Origin of the sequence: Nocardia sp. NPDC050799, assembly GCF_040654015.1 — a bacterium.
GTDB lineage: Bacteria > Actinomycetota > Actinomycetes > Mycobacteriales > Mycobacteriaceae > Nocardia.
The window spans coordinates 1-14,316 of the sequence record NZ_JBFAHF010000016.1 but is presented as its reverse complement, the minus strand read 5'-3'; the positions used below and the strand labels follow the sequence as shown (position 1 = coordinate 14,316).

The 14,316-nt window shown below is 69.6% G+C and carries 19 protein-coding genes; 11 read left to right on the top strand and 8 right to left on the bottom strand.

The features are described 5' to 3' along the window. Positions 1–5 precede the first annotated feature (5 nt). From AB0H42_RS18065 to AB0H42_RS18055, 3 genes are read left to right on the top strand one after another with little or no spacing between them, the layout of a single operon-like run. A complete protein-coding gene (locus AB0H42_RS18065; RefSeq protein WP_357057057.1) occupies positions 6–965 on the top strand; it encodes a polysaccharide pyruvyl transferase family protein in 960 nt (319 codons plus the stop codon). Further along, a complete protein-coding gene (locus AB0H42_RS18060; RefSeq protein ID WP_357057055.1) occupies positions 962–1,849 on the top strand; it encodes a glycosyltransferase family 2 protein in 888 nt (295 codons plus the stop codon). Before AB0H42_RS18065 ends, AB0H42_RS18060 begins: the two co-directional genes overlap by 4 nt. Positions 1,850–1,853: 4 nt before the next feature. Next, on the top strand, positions 1,854–2,750 hold the full coding sequence (locus tag AB0H42_RS18055; RefSeq protein WP_357057053.1) for a glycosyltransferase: 897 nt from the start codon (positions 1,854–1,856) through the stop codon (positions 2,748–2,750). A 19-nt stretch (positions 2,751–2,769) separates the two neighbouring features. On the opposite strand, the gene AB0H42_RS18050 is transcribed toward AB0H42_RS18055, so the two are convergent. Next, positions 2,770–3,645, bottom strand: coding sequence for an SAM-dependent methyltransferase (locus tag AB0H42_RS18050; protein ID WP_357057051.1), 876 nt, complete (start codon positions 3,643–3,645; stop codon positions 2,770–2,772). Positions 3,646–4,076: 431 nt separating this feature from the next. Here AB0H42_RS18050 and AB0H42_RS18045 point away from each other — a divergent pair, with 431 nt between their 5' ends. Then, positions 4,077–4,307, top strand: a complete 231-nt coding sequence (locus AB0H42_RS18045) for a hypothetical protein (protein WP_357057049.1) — start codon at positions 4,077–4,079, stop codon at positions 4,305–4,307. 204 nt (positions 4,308–4,511) lie between these two features. After that, positions 4,512–5,042 (top strand): NUDIX hydrolase, encoded by a 531-nt coding sequence (locus AB0H42_RS18040; RefSeq protein ID WP_357057047.1) that lies wholly within the window; start codon positions 4,512–4,514, stop codon positions 5,040–5,042. Here the strand turns inward: AB0H42_RS18040 and AB0H42_RS18035 are convergent. Continuing rightward, positions 4,990–6,480 carry a phosphatase PAP2 family protein gene (locus tag AB0H42_RS18035; RefSeq protein ID WP_357057045.1) on the bottom strand — a complete coding sequence of 497 codons (1,491 nt, stop codon included), beginning with the start codon at positions 6,478–6,480 and terminating at the stop codon, positions 4,990–4,992. The genes AB0H42_RS18040 and AB0H42_RS18035 overlap by 53 nt on opposite strands. Positions 6,481–6,720: 240 nt before the next feature. Between AB0H42_RS18035 and AB0H42_RS18030 the strand changes: the two genes are divergently transcribed. Next, positions 6,721–6,924, top strand: a complete 204-nt coding sequence (locus tag AB0H42_RS18030; RefSeq protein ID WP_357057043.1) for a hypothetical protein — start codon at positions 6,721–6,723, stop codon at positions 6,922–6,924. A gap of 13 nt (positions 6,925–6,937) precedes the next feature. On the opposite strand, the gene AB0H42_RS18025 is transcribed toward AB0H42_RS18030, so the two are convergent. Then, complete coding sequence (locus AB0H42_RS18025) at positions 6,938–7,135, bottom strand: hypothetical protein (protein WP_357057041.1); 198 nt, start codon at positions 7,133–7,135, stop codon at positions 6,938–6,940. After that, the gene (locus AB0H42_RS18020; protein WP_357057039.1) at positions 7,132–7,332 is read right to left on the bottom strand and encodes a hypothetical protein; all 201 of its coding nucleotides are present in this window, start codon (positions 7,330–7,332) and stop codon (positions 7,132–7,134) included. Before AB0H42_RS18020 ends, AB0H42_RS18025 begins: the two co-directional genes overlap by 4 nt. Before the next feature lie 398 nt (positions 7,333–7,730). Here AB0H42_RS18020 and AB0H42_RS18015 point away from each other — a divergent pair, with 398 nt between their 5' ends. Both AB0H42_RS18015 and AB0H42_RS18010 read left to right on the top strand, forming a co-directional pair. Further along, on the top strand, positions 7,731–8,111 hold the full coding sequence (locus AB0H42_RS18015) for a DUF3303 family protein (RefSeq protein ID WP_357057038.1): 381 nt from the start codon (positions 7,731–7,733) through the stop codon (positions 8,109–8,111). Positions 8,112–8,179: 68 nt separating this feature from the next. Continuing rightward, on the top strand, positions 8,180–8,632 hold the full coding sequence (locus AB0H42_RS18010) for a CBS domain-containing protein (protein ID WP_357057036.1): 453 nt from the start codon (positions 8,180–8,182) through the stop codon (positions 8,630–8,632). 34 nt (positions 8,633–8,666) lie between these two features. On the opposite strand, the gene AB0H42_RS18005 is transcribed toward AB0H42_RS18010, so the two are convergent. After that, positions 8,667–9,452 carry an adenylate/guanylate cyclase domain-containing protein gene (locus AB0H42_RS18005; protein WP_357057034.1) on the bottom strand — a complete coding sequence of 262 codons (786 nt, stop codon included), beginning with the start codon at positions 9,450–9,452 and terminating at the stop codon, positions 8,667–8,669. Continuing rightward, complete coding sequence (locus AB0H42_RS18000; RefSeq protein WP_357057032.1) at positions 9,449–10,222, bottom strand: MerR family transcriptional regulator; 774 nt, start codon at positions 10,220–10,222, stop codon at positions 9,449–9,451. Before AB0H42_RS18000 ends, AB0H42_RS18005 begins: the two co-directional genes overlap by 4 nt. A gap of 232 nt (positions 10,223–10,454) precedes the next feature. Between AB0H42_RS18000 and AB0H42_RS17995 the strand changes: the two genes are divergently transcribed. Beyond that, a complete protein-coding gene (locus tag AB0H42_RS17995; RefSeq protein ID WP_357057030.1) occupies positions 10,455–11,831 on the top strand; it encodes a helix-turn-helix domain-containing protein in 1,377 nt (458 codons plus the stop codon). Between the two features lie 131 nt (positions 11,832–11,962). On the opposite strand, the gene AB0H42_RS17990 is transcribed toward AB0H42_RS17995, so the two are convergent. Then, positions 11,963–12,844 carry an NAD(P)-binding domain-containing protein gene (locus tag AB0H42_RS17990; RefSeq protein ID WP_357057028.1) on the bottom strand — a complete coding sequence of 294 codons (882 nt, stop codon included), beginning with the start codon at positions 12,842–12,844 and terminating at the stop codon, positions 11,963–11,965. 84 nt (positions 12,845–12,928) lie between these two features. Here AB0H42_RS17990 and AB0H42_RS17985 point away from each other — a divergent pair, with 84 nt between their 5' ends. Together AB0H42_RS17985 and AB0H42_RS17980 are read left to right on the top strand one after the other, a co-directional pair. Next, on the top strand, positions 12,929–13,330 hold the full coding sequence (locus tag AB0H42_RS17985; RefSeq protein ID WP_357057025.1) for a metalloregulator ArsR/SmtB family transcription factor: 402 nt from the start codon (positions 12,929–12,931) through the stop codon (positions 13,328–13,330). A 105-nt stretch (positions 13,331–13,435) separates the two neighbouring features. Further along, entirely contained in the window at positions 13,436–13,903 is a 468-nt protein-coding gene (locus AB0H42_RS17980) for an NUDIX domain-containing protein (RefSeq protein ID WP_357057022.1), read from the top strand. Positions 13,904–14,142: 239 nt separating this feature from the next. Here the strand turns inward: AB0H42_RS17980 and AB0H42_RS17975 are convergent, their stop codons facing one another. Then, positions 14,143–14,286 (bottom strand): hypothetical protein, encoded by a 144-nt coding sequence (locus AB0H42_RS17975; RefSeq protein ID WP_357057300.1) that lies wholly within the window; start codon positions 14,284–14,286, stop codon positions 14,143–14,145. Positions 14,287–14,316: the final 30 nt, after the last annotated feature.

Here is a 14,316-nt window from a genome sequence, read left to right as displayed (position 1 = left end):
ATCCGGTGGTCGCCGCCGCGCGGGGCGTACCCACAGCGCCGCCCGCTCCGCCCGGCCGGACGGAGCGGACGCCGACCACGCGGGTACTGGTGACCGGCTGGTCCAGTTTCGTGCACGGCGAGGCGACGGCCGGGGATGTGCTGAGTATGCGCCATGTGAGCGAGAGCCTCACCGCCGCCGGGATACCGCACGATACGGCGTGGAGTCCGCGGTTCCGGGCCGAGGGGTTGCACCTCGACGACGCCGACGCCGGCCGGTACTCGCATCTCGTCTTCGTCTGCGGGCCCATCCACGGTGAGCAGGTCCGCTCGTTGCACGAACGGTACGCGAACTGCCGGCGTATCGCGGTCGGGGTCACTGTCGTGGACCCGGCCGACGCGGCGGTCACCGGTTTCCACCGGGTGCTGGCCCGCGATGATCGCACCACCAGTCGGCCCGATCTCTCCGTGTCGGCGACCACCGCCTGTGTCGCGGTGGCGGGCGTGGTGCTCGCGCCGGGACAGACCGAGTACGGTGCCGCGCGCCGGCATCGCCCGGTGCATGAGGCGCTCGGGCGCTGGCTGGGCGGCCTCGACTGCGCCCGGGTACCACTCGACACCCGGCTGGCCACCGACGACTGGCATCACTGCGCCACCCCCGACCAGCTCGCCTCGGTCTTCGCCCGCCTCGACGCCGTCGTCACGACCCGGCTGCACGGCCTGGTGTTCGCACTGCGCGCCGGGACCCCGGTGCTGGCGGTGGATCCCGTCGCGGGCGGCGGGAAGGTCACGGCCCAGGCGACGGCGCTGGGCTGGCCCGCGCTCGTGGCCGCGGAACGGGTCGCGGATCCGGATACGCTGGACCACTGGTGGACGTGGTGTCTGTCGCCGTCCGGGCGGGACCGGGCGCGACGGCGGAATCTGCCCGCGGCCGATGCGCTGACCGGCGAGCTGCTCGGTGAGCTGCGCGGGGAAGGGCCGGCATGAACGCGCCCGGCGGCACCCCGAAGACCACGGTCGTGATCGCGACCCGCAATCGGGCCGGGGAGCTGGCGCGTACCCTCACCGAATTGTGCGCGCTGCGGCCGCAACCGCCGATCGTGGTGCTGGACAACGCCTCCGACGACGACACCACCGGACGAGCCCGGAGCTTCCCGGGGGTGAAGGTCATCCGGTTGCACCGCAATCTCGGCGCGGCGGCGCGCAACCTCGGCGTCGCCGTCGCCCGCACCCCGTATATCGCGTTCAGCGACGACGATTCGTGGTGGGCCGGTGACGCGCTCACCGAAGCCGAACGGGTCCTCGACCGCTGCCCGCGACTCGGTCTCGTCGCGGGACGCACGCTGGTGGGTGGCGACCACCGCGACGATCCGGTGAACGAGCGGATGGCGGCCAGCCCGCTGGGGCATACCGCCGAACTGCCCGGCCCCTCGGTGCTCGGCTTCCTGGCCTGCGCCGCGATCGTGCGGCGGGAAGCGTACCGGGAGGCCGCCGGGTTCAGTTCGCTGCTGCATTTCGGCGCCGAAGAGCGTTTGCTGGCAATGGATCTGGCGACCCACGGCTGGCATCTCTGCTATGTGCCCGCGGTGCGGGCACACCACCACCCCTCCAGGCACCGTCCCCCGCCGGCGTGGCGCCGCCGGGCCGAACAGCGCAACAACGCGTTGATCACCTGGATGCGGCGTCCGATCCGGCAGTGCGCGGCCGAAACCGTCCGGCTGCTCGGCCGGACCGCCTATGAACCAGGGGCGCTGCTCGCGGTCGCGGGAGTGGTCCGCCGGCTGCCGTGGGCGCTGGCGCAGCGGCGCCGGCTACCGCCGGAGGTGGAGAGCCGGGCCAGGATCCTCGAACTCGCCGACGGAAGGAAATGAGCCGATGGCCACCGATCGGATGACGGTCGTCATCATCACCCGCGACCGGCGTACCCAACTGCTGGAAACCTTGGCGCATATGACCACACTGCCCGACGCGGCGCCGATCGTCCTGGTCGACAACGCGTCCTCCGACGGCACCGCGGACGCCGTGGCCGACCGGTTCCCCTCGGTCGGACTCGTCCGCGCGTCCGAGAATCTCGGCGCGGTGGCCCGCAATATCGCGGTCCGGCGGGCGCGCACACCCTACGTGGCGTTCTGCGACGACGATACGCAGTGGCAGCCGGGCGCGCTGACCCGCGCCGCGGACCTGCTCGACGCATACCCGGGGCTGGGCTCGGTGACCGGGCGCTGTCTCGTCGCGCCCGATCTGCGCGAGGATCCGATCACCCCGGAGTTGCGTGATTCCCCGGTCGCCGGTCCGGACTGGCTGCCGGGGCCGGCGCTGCTCGGCATCATGGCGGGTCTGTCCGCCTTCCGCGTCAGCGCGTTCACCGAGGTCGGTGGTTTCTCGCCGCGGCTGTGGTTCGGCGGAGAGGAGGAGCTGCTCGCACTGGATCTCGCGGCACACGGCTGGTGGATGTGCTGGATCCCGGACATGGTGATCCACCACGCCCCGTCCGGGAAAAGGGATTCGACGCGTCGCCGCGGCCTCGGGATCCGGAACACCCTGTGGACGCTGTGGTTGCGCCGCCCGGTACGTAGTGCGGCCCGCCGGACCGCGGTGGTGCTCGGGTCCGCTCCGGCCGACCGGGCGACCGCCGCGGCCGTGCTGGAGACATTGCGCGGATTGCCCTGGGTGCTGCGGGAGCGCAAGGTCGTGCCGCCGTGTGTGGAAGAAGGTCTGGTCCGGCTGGAGGAGTCGCAACGCCGGTCCCCGGCTCGCCGCTACGTGGGCTGAGGCCCGGGCGCCGGGGATCTCATCGGCAGACGAGCCGAAGGGGTTCGACGTAACGTCCCGGCTTGCATCCGAGTCCGCCCAGGATGAGGTGCTCTTCGGGTGCCGCGGCGCGGACCGGCGGCCCTTGCGGCCACCATTCGTCCAGCGGGGTCAGTCCCGGCTCCACCAGGTCCAGCGAGCCGAAGAGCGCGCGGATGTGCTCCGGGCTCCGGTACCGTCCCGAGCCGAATTCCTCCAGCACATGCGCCCGTTCGAGCTCCCGGGCCAGTTCGTGGAGTTCGGGACGACCCGGACCGGGATCGCAGTAATGCGTGATCGCCACGTACGAGCCGGCGGGGAGCAGATCGACATACCGGGCCACGATGCCTGCCGGATCGTCGCCGTCGGCGACGTGGTGCAGGACCGCGCCCAGCAGGACCGCGACCGGCTGCCGCAGGTCCAGGTGGCGGCCGGCCCTGTCCACTGTCGCCGCGGGATCGGTGAGGTCGCCGGGGAGGTAATGGGTGTTCTCGTTGCGCTCCAGCATTGCCCGGCCGTGGGCGACACAGAGCGGGTCGTTGTCGATGTACACGAACTCCACGTCGCCGCGCCCGCATTCCTGTGCGACGACATGGAGGGGATCGCGGGTGGGCAGTCCGGCGCCGAGATCCAGGAACTGCCGGACGCCGGCGCCCTCGGCCAGCGATCGCACGGCACGGGTCAGCCAGCGCCGGTTCGTGACGTGAACATCGCCTTGCCGGGGCGCTATTCGCCGGATTCGCTCGAAGGCCGAACGGTCCACCTCGTAGTTGTCCTTGCCACCCAGACTGTAGTCATAGGCGCGGGGGATGCTGGGCCGGTCGGTGTCCGCGCCGACCGGCTGGACACCGAGCGAGAGGGCGGTATCGATCGTCATCGCGCCTCCATCACATACCGAACGGTCGCCCTCCAGGGGCCCATTCGAATGTAACACGGCAACACTATTTATGGTTGTGTTGCCAACACCGGCCGATGATTACACCGTGGCCGACGTCCGCGCCCACCCCATACCGTGGGCCTTTTCGCCCCGTGCACTCGGCCACGCTTGGCGGGACACCATGTCAACGAAGAAAATCCCTCCCCGGTTCCGGAGATCTCCGACCACATGCCCGCCGGACCGACACCGGCCGTAGCCTTCCGTAGCCGGCCGGTTCCGGCATGGTGCAGGTTCGTGCGAAGGGGACATTAGTTCCGGCCCGACTTGTGAATTGTGCTCAACGGCTTCGACGAACGAAGAGTGATGCGGTACAAGTTTCTGGAGAGCGGTTCGGACCGGGTGGCTACGCCGCCCGGAGAAACGGTGGAGGCATGAGCAGCATCGGGAAGTGGAGCCTCATCGTCGGTATCGGGCTCGTGGTCGCCGCCGTGCTCTGCAGAACGCTGGGCCTGATCCCGGCCACGGTGATCACCGGCCTTATCGGGTTGATCGCGCTCGGCATCGCCGGGTACGACGCGGTCTACACCTGGCTGGAGCGAGCAGAGCTGCGGCGGCGCGGAGCCGCCGCGCGCCGGAATCACGAAGGTCGTCGAGGCCGGTGACCGGGCGGCCGGGGAATCCAGGAACCTGACCCGCCCCGGAACAATTGTGCCGCACCAGGTTTCCGATTCCGTGCAGGTAGTGGGAACGCGGCGGTCCGGACGGACGACGGCCCTGTTCGAGTGGCGCGAGTGTCCGGCATGAATCATCGCCGGGAAATCGCACGGTACGGGCCGGTGGCACAGACGAGGCGGGACACTGGAGAAGTGTCCATCAAAACGTTGTCGTCCAGGGTCGTCTACCGGAATCCGTGGTTGTCGCTGCGCGAGGACCGGATCGAGCACGCGGACGGGTCGCCCGGGCTCTACTCGGTGATCGACAAACCCGATTTCGCGCTCGTCATCCCGTGGGAGAACGGCGGTTTCCACCTCGTGGAGCAGTACCGCTATCCCGTGCGGGCGCGGTCGTGGGAGTTCCCGTCCGGGGCCTTTCCCGAGGGCGTGACCGGCAGCCCGGAGGAACTGGCCGCGGCCGAACTCGCCGAGGAGACCGGATTCACCGCGGGCCGACTGGAACGGCTCGGCCGGTTGCACTGCGCGAACGCGATGACCGGGGAGGGCTGTCACGTATTCCTCGCCACCGAGCTGACGCCCGGCGCACCGAACCGCGAGCACACCGAACAGGATATGCGCCAGCAGTGGTTCCCCGAGTCGGAGGTGGAGGCGATGCTGCGCACCGGGGCGCTCACCGACGGTCCGTCCATGGCGGCCTACCTGCTGCTGAAACTTCGCGGGTAGCCGCCGCGCGGGCCGGGAGCGGCCGGACGACCCACCAGGCGACGGTGGTCCATATCGAGGCCAGCAGGACCGAGCCGAGGAGGTCGGTGGGATGGTGCGCACCGGCATACAGCCGCTGTACCGCCACCAGAGCGGGGATCAGGAGCATCGCGACCGCGAGGAGCCGATACGGCCGGCGGCGCGTGGAACACCACAGCAGTGCGGCGCTGCCTGCGTAGAGAGTCAGGGAAGCGGCGAGGTGTCCGGAGGGAAAGCTCGAGGTCGGCGGCAGTGCGGGGTCGAGCGGGGTGACCTCCGGGCGTGGGCGGTCGACGATCGCGGAGGCGGTGAGAAACAGCGTGACCTCGCCCAGCAGTGCGACGCCGAGGAACAGTACCGGTCGCCGGCTGCGCAGGACCGCCACCGCGAGTGCGGCGATGACCAGGGCGACGGTCACGACCGCCGCGGTGTTGCCGATTTCACCGAACACGTCGAGCACGGAGGTGCGAGCGGGACCGCGGTGGGCGGCCAGTGCGGACACGACACTGTGATCCCAACGGGCGACCGGGTTGCCGGTTCCGGCGACGCGTACCAGCTTGCCCATCCCGATGAGCAGCCCCACGAGCAGCACCCACGCGACCGCCAGTTCGCCGAACCCGCGCCAGGGGTGGGGCATCGTGGGGGCGTGCCGTTCCGGGACCGGCCGCAGGTCGTCTCGCTCGTCCGGCCCTACATCGCCGGGCAGCGGACCGGCGTCGCCGAGTCCGGCGTCACCACGCCACCTGTGGAACGCGACAGTGATCGCGGCGAGCCACAGCGACCCGAGCAGCCAGCCCGCGAGAACATCGCTGAGGTAGTGCACGCCCAGCGCTATCCGGCTGAGCCCGACAGCCACCACCAGCAGGACCGCGCACCCGGAGACCACGCGCCGGGCCCGCGTATCCAGGACGGGGGCGAAAACCAGGAGGAGAATGCCGTAACACACCAGGGAACTCATGGCGTGCCCGCTGGGGAAGCTCCACCCGTCCGTGCGGTAGACCGGAGTCTCCACCACCGGCCGTAGCCGCGCGACGAGCTCTTTGACGACGGGGTTGAGGATCAATCCGCCCGCGCCGGTGAGCATTACGAGAACGGCCAGCCGCGGGAGACGGCGCAGGAGCAGCCACAGCACACCCACGGCGAGTACTCCGACCAACGTGAGCGTCGCGCCGAGATCGGTGACAGCGAAGAGGATATCGCGCATGACCGGGTGTCCGGCGACGACTGCGGTCACCCGGTCGGCGACCGCTTGATCCGCGGTCTGCAACGGTTGCCACCGCACCCGGACCAGCGCCGTGAGCACTCCGAACCCGATACCGGCGCCCACCGTCGCGAGCAACGCCGCGACGCTCCGGACGGCGAACCGTTCTGCGGCCGCACGGGGCCGAGCCGGGTCGCCGGGCTGTTCGATGCCCGTCACGGCCTCTCCGTCGTGCCGGTCCACAGACAACGCAACACCTCCTGCTGTTCGGGTGACGCCGCGTAATCGTGCGGCTGACCACCGGGAACCATTCGTTCGGATGTAGTCGGTTGTCCAGGAGTTCCCCGAACCCGGCGCCGCAATCCGTTCGGTGCCGGCACAGGTCGGCCGCGCGGGCGGGTCGTCTTCCGGCACACTGGAACATGTGCGGGTCGGGACGTCACTCGGAAAGGAAGCATCGTGCGCAATGCTGTTCGCGGCGGAATTCTCGCCGCTTTTCTCCTGGCGGCCCCCCTCGCCACCGCGGCTCCGTCTCCGGCCCTACCGCTCGAGCAGCCCGGCGTGACGGAACGAGAGAACCCCGCCGTGGCGGCCGGCCTCGTCTGCACCATGCAGTATCCGCCGACCCTGCCCTGTTTCCTGGCGTCCCTGTCGGCCGCATGACGCGGTGGCCCGCTCAGGAGATGCCGATATCGGCATAGCGGGCGGTGTGGTCGGAGGCCGCGCGCACCTTGCTGGTCATGGCGTCGAAATGGGGGAACAGTTCGCCGTCGGTGCCGCCCCGGACGCCTTTGCGGAAGATACCGCCCGGCGTGGTGCGCTCGAACAGGCTCGGTGACAGCAGCGGCGGTCGTGGGTCCGGCAGGAGAGTCATTCGTCCGCCTTCGCGAGGAAGGCGAGCAGATAGGCACGGACCGCTTCGGTGGCCCCGGCTGTGTCGTCGAGGAAATCGCGGCGCTGTTCCAGGCCGGGGAGACCGCAGTAGTCGGTGACGACTGTGATCAGCATGTGCGGTGGCTGCGATTCGAGCCGCACCAGGCACAGGCCGAGGGGCGGCGGGCGCGAACTCATCGGTACAGCGTCGCGCGCCGGGTGTCACCGGTGCGTTGCGGTGTGACCGGTGGCGGCTGGGTGGGTACGCGGAGGTCCTCGAGGATGGTGGTCGAATCGGTACCCGGGGTGACGAGTGCTGTGACAACCCGGTGACGGACACAAGTTATTCTTTTCTGCTATCACGAACGGACAGTGAGCGTGACGCCCGCCTGGGCAGACTTCGGTGACAGCGGATGATGGGCGACCGACTCCTCAGGTGGGTGGATCATGAATCTGCGCGGACCGATCCGTACGGCGTGGCTCGACCAGACCTCCCATCCGGCCGTCGCGCAGGCCGTCCACAGCGGTATCGCGGCGACGGTGTGAGAAGGACCGGAACAAGCGCGGAGAGGAGGTGAGTCCGGCCCGGCGCGCCGGTGGTCCGCATTTCCGGGCGGGCTGCCCGGCGTGCGAACAACATCTTCGGAACATCTCTGGGAGGACAGATGAAATACGTGGTTTCGTGGACGTATCGTTGGAACGGCTCCGCAGCGGAGAACGAGGCGAGTATTCAGCGTGCCTTGCAAGTGTTCGGGAGCTGGAAACCGGCCGACGGGGTGACCTATCACCAGATGGTCGGCCGGCTCGACGGCACCGGCGGATTCGCGGTGATCGAGACCGACAACCCGATGGATTTGCTCGACGGTCCCCAGAAATTCGGCATGATCGCCGAATATCAGGTCCACCCGGTCGCTGAATTCGCCGACGTCGCGCAGGCGTTCCAGGAGGGCACGGCCTTCCGGGAGTCAATCGGGTAGCGCCGAGCCGGCCCCGCCGGAGCGTGATGATCGAACGACAGGCAACGACCTCGAAACCAGGAGGAAGTATGACCACAGTGCGTGACATCATGCATCCGGCAGTGGTGAGCATCAGCGTGCGGGACACCATGGCCACCGCCGCCCAGCAGATGCGGCAGCGCGATGTGGGCGCGCTGCCGATTTGCGACGGCGAGGGGCGGCCGGTCGGGATCGTCACCGACCGGGACATCGTGGTGAACTGCGTGGCTCTCGGCCACAACCCGGCGACCTCCACCGCCGGAGAATTCGCCCAGGCCGACGAATTGCATACGACGGCCGCCGATATCGACGTGGCCGACGCACTGTCGATGATGCAGCGGTATCAGCTGCGGCGGCTCCCGGTGACCGAGGAGGGCCGCTTGATCGGGATCGTCACCGAGGCCGATATCGCGCGGCATCTGCCCGCGGCGACGACGGGCGAATTCGTGGAGCAGGTCTGCGAGCAGAAGCTGCCGATACCGGCGCAGCCCCCGGCGAGCTGATCCGGCTCCGCCACGCGCCGGGCGCGGACGGGTTTCAGTCCGCCGGGGCGACCGCATACAGGCGGTAGCTGCCGCGAAATCCTTTGAGTTCGGCTTCGCGGGTGGCGGCGACGGCGATATCCGGGGCAGCGGCCACGGCGTCGCGTACTTCCTCGCTGACCAGGATCTCGCCGCCGTGCGCCTGACCGGCGACCCGGGCGGCCATGGCCACATTCCGTCCGAAGAGGTCGTCGCCGCGCCGCACCGATCTGCCCAGGTGGATACCGATACGCACGCGCACACCGCCCGTGGGCCCGGCGATGGTGCCGATCGCCGCCTGGACTTCGAGGCCGCACCGCACCGCCTGTTCGGCGTCGCCGAAGGCGATCATGAAGCCGTCTCCCTGGCTCTTTACGATATGACCGCCGCGTGCCGCGACGGATCTGCGGATCAGCCGATCGTGGCGACCGAGCAGCGCGACCCAGGCCCGGTCACCCAGCCGCTCGTTGAGCGCGGTCGATCCCTCGATATCGGAGAAGGCGATCACGACATCGCCCTCGGCGGTCAGCCGCGCCAGATCGGGGCGTTCGACCTGTGCCCAGCCGGCCAGGTCTTCGATCGAGCTGAGTACCGCCGCGCGAAGACCTTTCGCGCGGACGAGGCTCGCGGTCTGCCAGACGGTCTTCACCGCTTCCCGCCCGCTGTTCATCAACAGCTGTCGCGTGTCCGGCCTGCGCTGGAGTTCCGCTACTTCGTGGCGGCTGCGCACCAGCAACCGCCACAGCACGATCAGGCCGGCGGCCTCCGCGACGACGGCCGCGGCGAGTATGTATGTGATCACGGGTGGGGTCCGTCCGACGGGAGGTCGGCGCCGGCGGCCTCGCTGAGCTGCTGGGAGACTTCGGGTAGGTCCGCGTGGATACGGCGGTCCATGGCGCGTGCCAGCAGTTCGTCCGCGACCAGGCGCACGGGCGGCCGGAGCTGGGCGAGGGCATCGGCGAGTTGGTCGACCCGTGCCGGGGAGGGGTCCTCCAGGACCCGGCCGAGCAGGTGGGTCCGGAATTCCCGGACGAACGCGAAGGCCATCCGGTCGAACGCCGCCTCCAGTTCCCAGCTCAACGCGAGTATCGAGCGCAGCGGGATACCCGTGGCCACGAACGCGGTGGCGGCCTCGAGCAGCCGTCCGCTGGAGTAGACGAAGCGGTCCTCCTCTATACGCAGGTAGCCGAGCGCGACGGCTTCGGAGATGGCTTCCGGGGTGGCCTGGTCGCCGAAGCGGATCAGCATCTGCTCGAGGTCGATGGTGACCTCCCCGTCGCCCCAGGCCTCCGAGGCCGCCGATTCGAACCCCAGCAGTTCGGAGACCCCGCCGCCGCGCTCGGCGCTGCTGAGCAGGTCGGCGATGCCTTCGAGGCTGTGGCCGCGGGCGAGCAGGTCGGCGACGAGTCGCAGCCGCTCGAGGTGGGTGTGGTTGTAGTAGGCGTGGCGGCCCTGCCGCCGTGGCGCGTCGAGCAGGCCCCGCTCCTGGTAGTAGCGGATCGTCCGCACCGCGACACCGGCTGCTTCGGCCAGTTCCGCGACCCGGTATTCCTGTGTGGGCTGCGTCGTCATCGTCCTCCTGCGCACCGGTCCGCCAAGCCGAATCACGGTTAACTCAACCACACTGTCTCAGTAGATGCTGATTCAAATCGACAGTTGGTTCGAAATCGGCGCTGTCCACCGGGGGGAACACGGTGCGCGTTGTGGTGCAGCTCACCGTCGGTTACAGTTTTTACTGATATGGATGCGGGCCCGGGTGCTGCTGTCGGCTCCGGGCACGCGTCGGCAAAGGAGGTCGAGGTCGGTGCTGACGGGCAGCCCTTACGCAACTCGGGAACTGGAGATCGCCGGGATACCCGCGGTCGGGCATCTGCACCGTGGTCACCGATTGTCCCAGCAATTACTGGACCATCTGGCCCCGGCCGAGGGCGGGACCGAGCCGGCGGCGCTGATGCCGTGCGGGGTGGGGCGGCGTGACGCGGCCGAGGTGGTAGCCGGATGCCTGGACCTGGTGGCCGCGGCGCTACAGGACGGCGGCGTGGGGGAGGTGCCCGCACCACTGCACCGGAAGATCGAGGATTGGGCCGCGGAGGGCGTGGCACTGGAGGCGGTGCAGCATTCGATCCACCGCGGGTTCCGGTTCGTGCTGGATCTGCTCGCCCGGCGGGCCCGGACCGCCGACGGTCCGGCGATGGTGGTCGTGGGTCAACGCCTTGGCGAAGTACTCGATCGCGTCATCACCACCTTCACCAAGGCCTACCTACGTGAGTTCCGGGCCCATACCGTCGCGCGCTACGCCGGTGCCGAGGCGCTGACCACCGCGCTGATCTCGGGTACGAGCACGGCGGGAACGGCGCGCGAGAGCGGCTTCCGGGAGGCGGCCGTGTACGCGGTGCTGGCCCTGGACCTCACGGTCCCGGCGGGCGAACCCGGCGACGACGGGCACACCCCCCCGCACGCGCAGCGCCGGCTGCGCCGGGTGCGCGCCGAACTCGCCCGCGGCGGCGATATGCCGCTGGCCCGGCTCAGTGAAGCCGGTGGCACGGTCCTGCTTCCCGATCGGGCGCATGATGATCTCGCCGTCACCCGGTTGTTCGACCGGCTGCAGAGCGCGGTGCGTGGATCGTTGCTCGCCACCGTGGTCCACGCGCGGCACGACGAGGTGCCCGACGCGACCCGCCGCGCGCACGAGTTGCTCGACCTCGCCCAGCGACTGCGCCGACCCGCCCGTCTGTACCGGTTGGCCGATCTGGCCGTGGAATACCAGATCACCCGGCCCGGGCCCGCGCGCAAGCGTCTGGCGGCAGACCTGGCACCGCTGCTGCCCCATGCCGACCTGCTGCACACCCTGGCCACGCATCTGGACAACGATCGCAACCGCCGGCGCACCGCCCGCGTGCTGGGCATTCACGCCAATACCCTGGACTACCGGTTGCGGCGTATCGCCCGGTACACCGGTCTGGACCCCGCCAGCGCCCGTGACCTGTGGCATCTGCGGGCCGCACTGGTCGCCGGCGCCTACGAGACCGGCTCCGCCGACACCCCGGTTGCGGCGGCGGACCGGGAAAGCCCGCAGCCTACCGGCGAGGACTCCGAAATCCGCCGCGCGCCCGGGCAGCCGATCCGAAGTCTCGATATTCATCCGCGGGCCCGCGTCCCCGCTCCCGCCCGGGGCCGGTGATGGAGTCCGGTCGCTCCCGGCCCTGCGGGCGGTGGTGGCTCCGAGGGCCCGCGGCGATCGAACTGCCCGGAAGACGCTGAACGGCGACCGGCTTTCCAAGAATCGTTCGGCGTCGAGACCGGTGTGAACCCTCAGCGATCCCCGGCGAGTACCGGGACCAGACGGGCGAGCCCCTCGGTCCCGTGGCCCGCCGCCAGCGCGCGCCGGAAGACCTCGCCCGTGGCGTCGAGCACGCCGGTGTCGATGCCGTGGCGCGCGATCACTTCGCGGAGTGTGGTGAACGCGGTGTAGGCCGAGGAAATGGAGGTGTCGTCGCCGGGATAGTGCCCGGCTTCGACCTGTGCGGCGGTTTGCGCAGCCATATCGGGCAGCAGCGAGACCACGGCGGGTGTGAACGGGACGAGTTCGCTGCCTTTGATCCCTTCGGCCTCGGCGAGGGCGATGCCCAGGGACACACCGAAGAACGAGAGCCAGAACACCGACACCAGCGATGCGTCGAACGCGGCGGCGCGCCCGTGGTCCGCGCCCAGGTAGGTGCCCTTCTCGGCAAGTGTGCGCAGGGCCGGTTCCGCTGCGCGGTAACCGTTTTCGGAACCCGAGTACAGCAGTAGCGCGTCCGGTGTGCCGATGCCCTGCGGCACCGCCATGACGGCGCCGTCCACATACTCGGCCCCGTGCCGGCCGGCCCACGCGGCGCGCCTTCTCGACTGCTCGGGGGCCGAGGAGGTGAGGTTCACCAGCGCCCGCCCGCGCAGCTGCGGACCCGCGTCGCGCAATGCCGCGCCCACCGCGTCGTCGTCGAGCAGCGAGACGACGACCAGGGGAGCGGCCGCGACCGCCGCGGCCGCCGACGACGCCCGGGTGGCACCGAGTTCGACCAGCGCATCGGCCTTCGCCCCGGTGCGATTCCACACGACCGTCGGATGCCCCGCGGTCAGGAAAGTTTTCGCGATCGCCGAACCCATGAGTCCCAGCCCCAGGACCGCGATGGGTGTGCGTGCTTCTCCGGGCATGCTGCCTCCTAATTGTTTGAAACTTGCCCAACAATCATTGTTGTATGATTCTCAAACTGTCAAGAGTTGGAGGGAGGCGCGTTCGTGCCCGCCGAGTTGTCGCACCCGGATACCGCCGACCTCGAGCTGGCGGCGGTCATGCACGCGCTGTCCGACCCGATCCGGCTCCAACTGGTGGCCTGCCTGGCCGCCGACGAGGGCGAGAACTGCGGCGAACTCAGTCAGAACATCGAATTGCACAAATCCACGCTCTCGCACCACTACCGAGTCCTCCGCGAAGCAGGCATCACCCGGACGACGGTCACCGGACGCACCAGAGTGATGCGCCTGCGCTACGCGGACCTGCAGGCCCGATTCCCGGGGTTGCTCGACGTGGTTTTCCGGGCCCTGGCCGATATCGTCGAGGACGACGAGAAGTGGACCGGCTCGCCCGAGGACCGCGCGAAACTGCTCGCGGCGCTGAAACGGCCCGTGGCCGCGCACTGATCGGGGCACAGGGAGACCCCCACCGAGGTCCGTGGTTTGGTACACCTGGTCGGGCGCCGCGCCGCACTTCGCACCGCGGCGGCGTCGTCCGGCAGACTGCACGCCATGAAATACAGCGCCGGAGTTCTGCTTTTTCGTCGTGAGCCGGAGGTACAAGTGCTGCTGGGGCATATGGGCGGGCCGCTGTGGGCGCGTAAGGATTCGGGGGCGTGGTCGATCCCCAAGGGCGAGTACGAGCCGGAGACCGAGGAGGCCGGCGTCGCCGCCGCCCGCGAATTCGACGAGGAGTTGGGAGTGCCGGTGCCCGATGGGGAATGGATCGCGCTGGGTGAAGTGAGCTACGGCAGCGGGCGGAGCAAGAAGCAGGTCACGGTGTGGGCGGTCGAGGGCGAGCTCGATCCGGCGCGGATGGTGCCGGGGACATTCGAGATGGAATGGCCGCCGCGGTCGGGCGAGTACCGCGCTTTCCCCGAGGTCGATCGGGTCGAGTGGTTCGATCTGACCACCGCCCACGACAAGCTGAGCACCGGCCAGCGGCCATTGCTGACCCGACTTGCCGACCGACTTCGTTGAACAGTCGTCATGAGAGCTGAGAACGACGCCCGGCCGCTGAAGCGATCAACCGCCGGGCGGCACGCCCTGTTGGTGCTGTCTTCGCGATCCGGTTGTTTCAAGCCGAGTACGGGGTGGATGGCGCACGGCGCAGGCGGCGACGAATGTGGTGTGGCCGCGGAGCGGAAGTCGTATCCGCGGTGAGAATTCGACGCTAAACCCGTTCGTCGCGATCCGGACTACGGCCGGAGGGACGGCGCCTACCGGTTCGCCGCGAGCGCGGTGGCGATTACTTCCGCGCTGTCGGCGTGCAGAGCCTGGGCCGCGGACTTACCCGTAGCCGCGAGGTAGGCGTCGACCAACCTGTTACCGGCGGAATACCCCGCTCCCGTGGGCAGTCCCACCGGGGTCACGCCCAGGTGCTCGGCGATGGT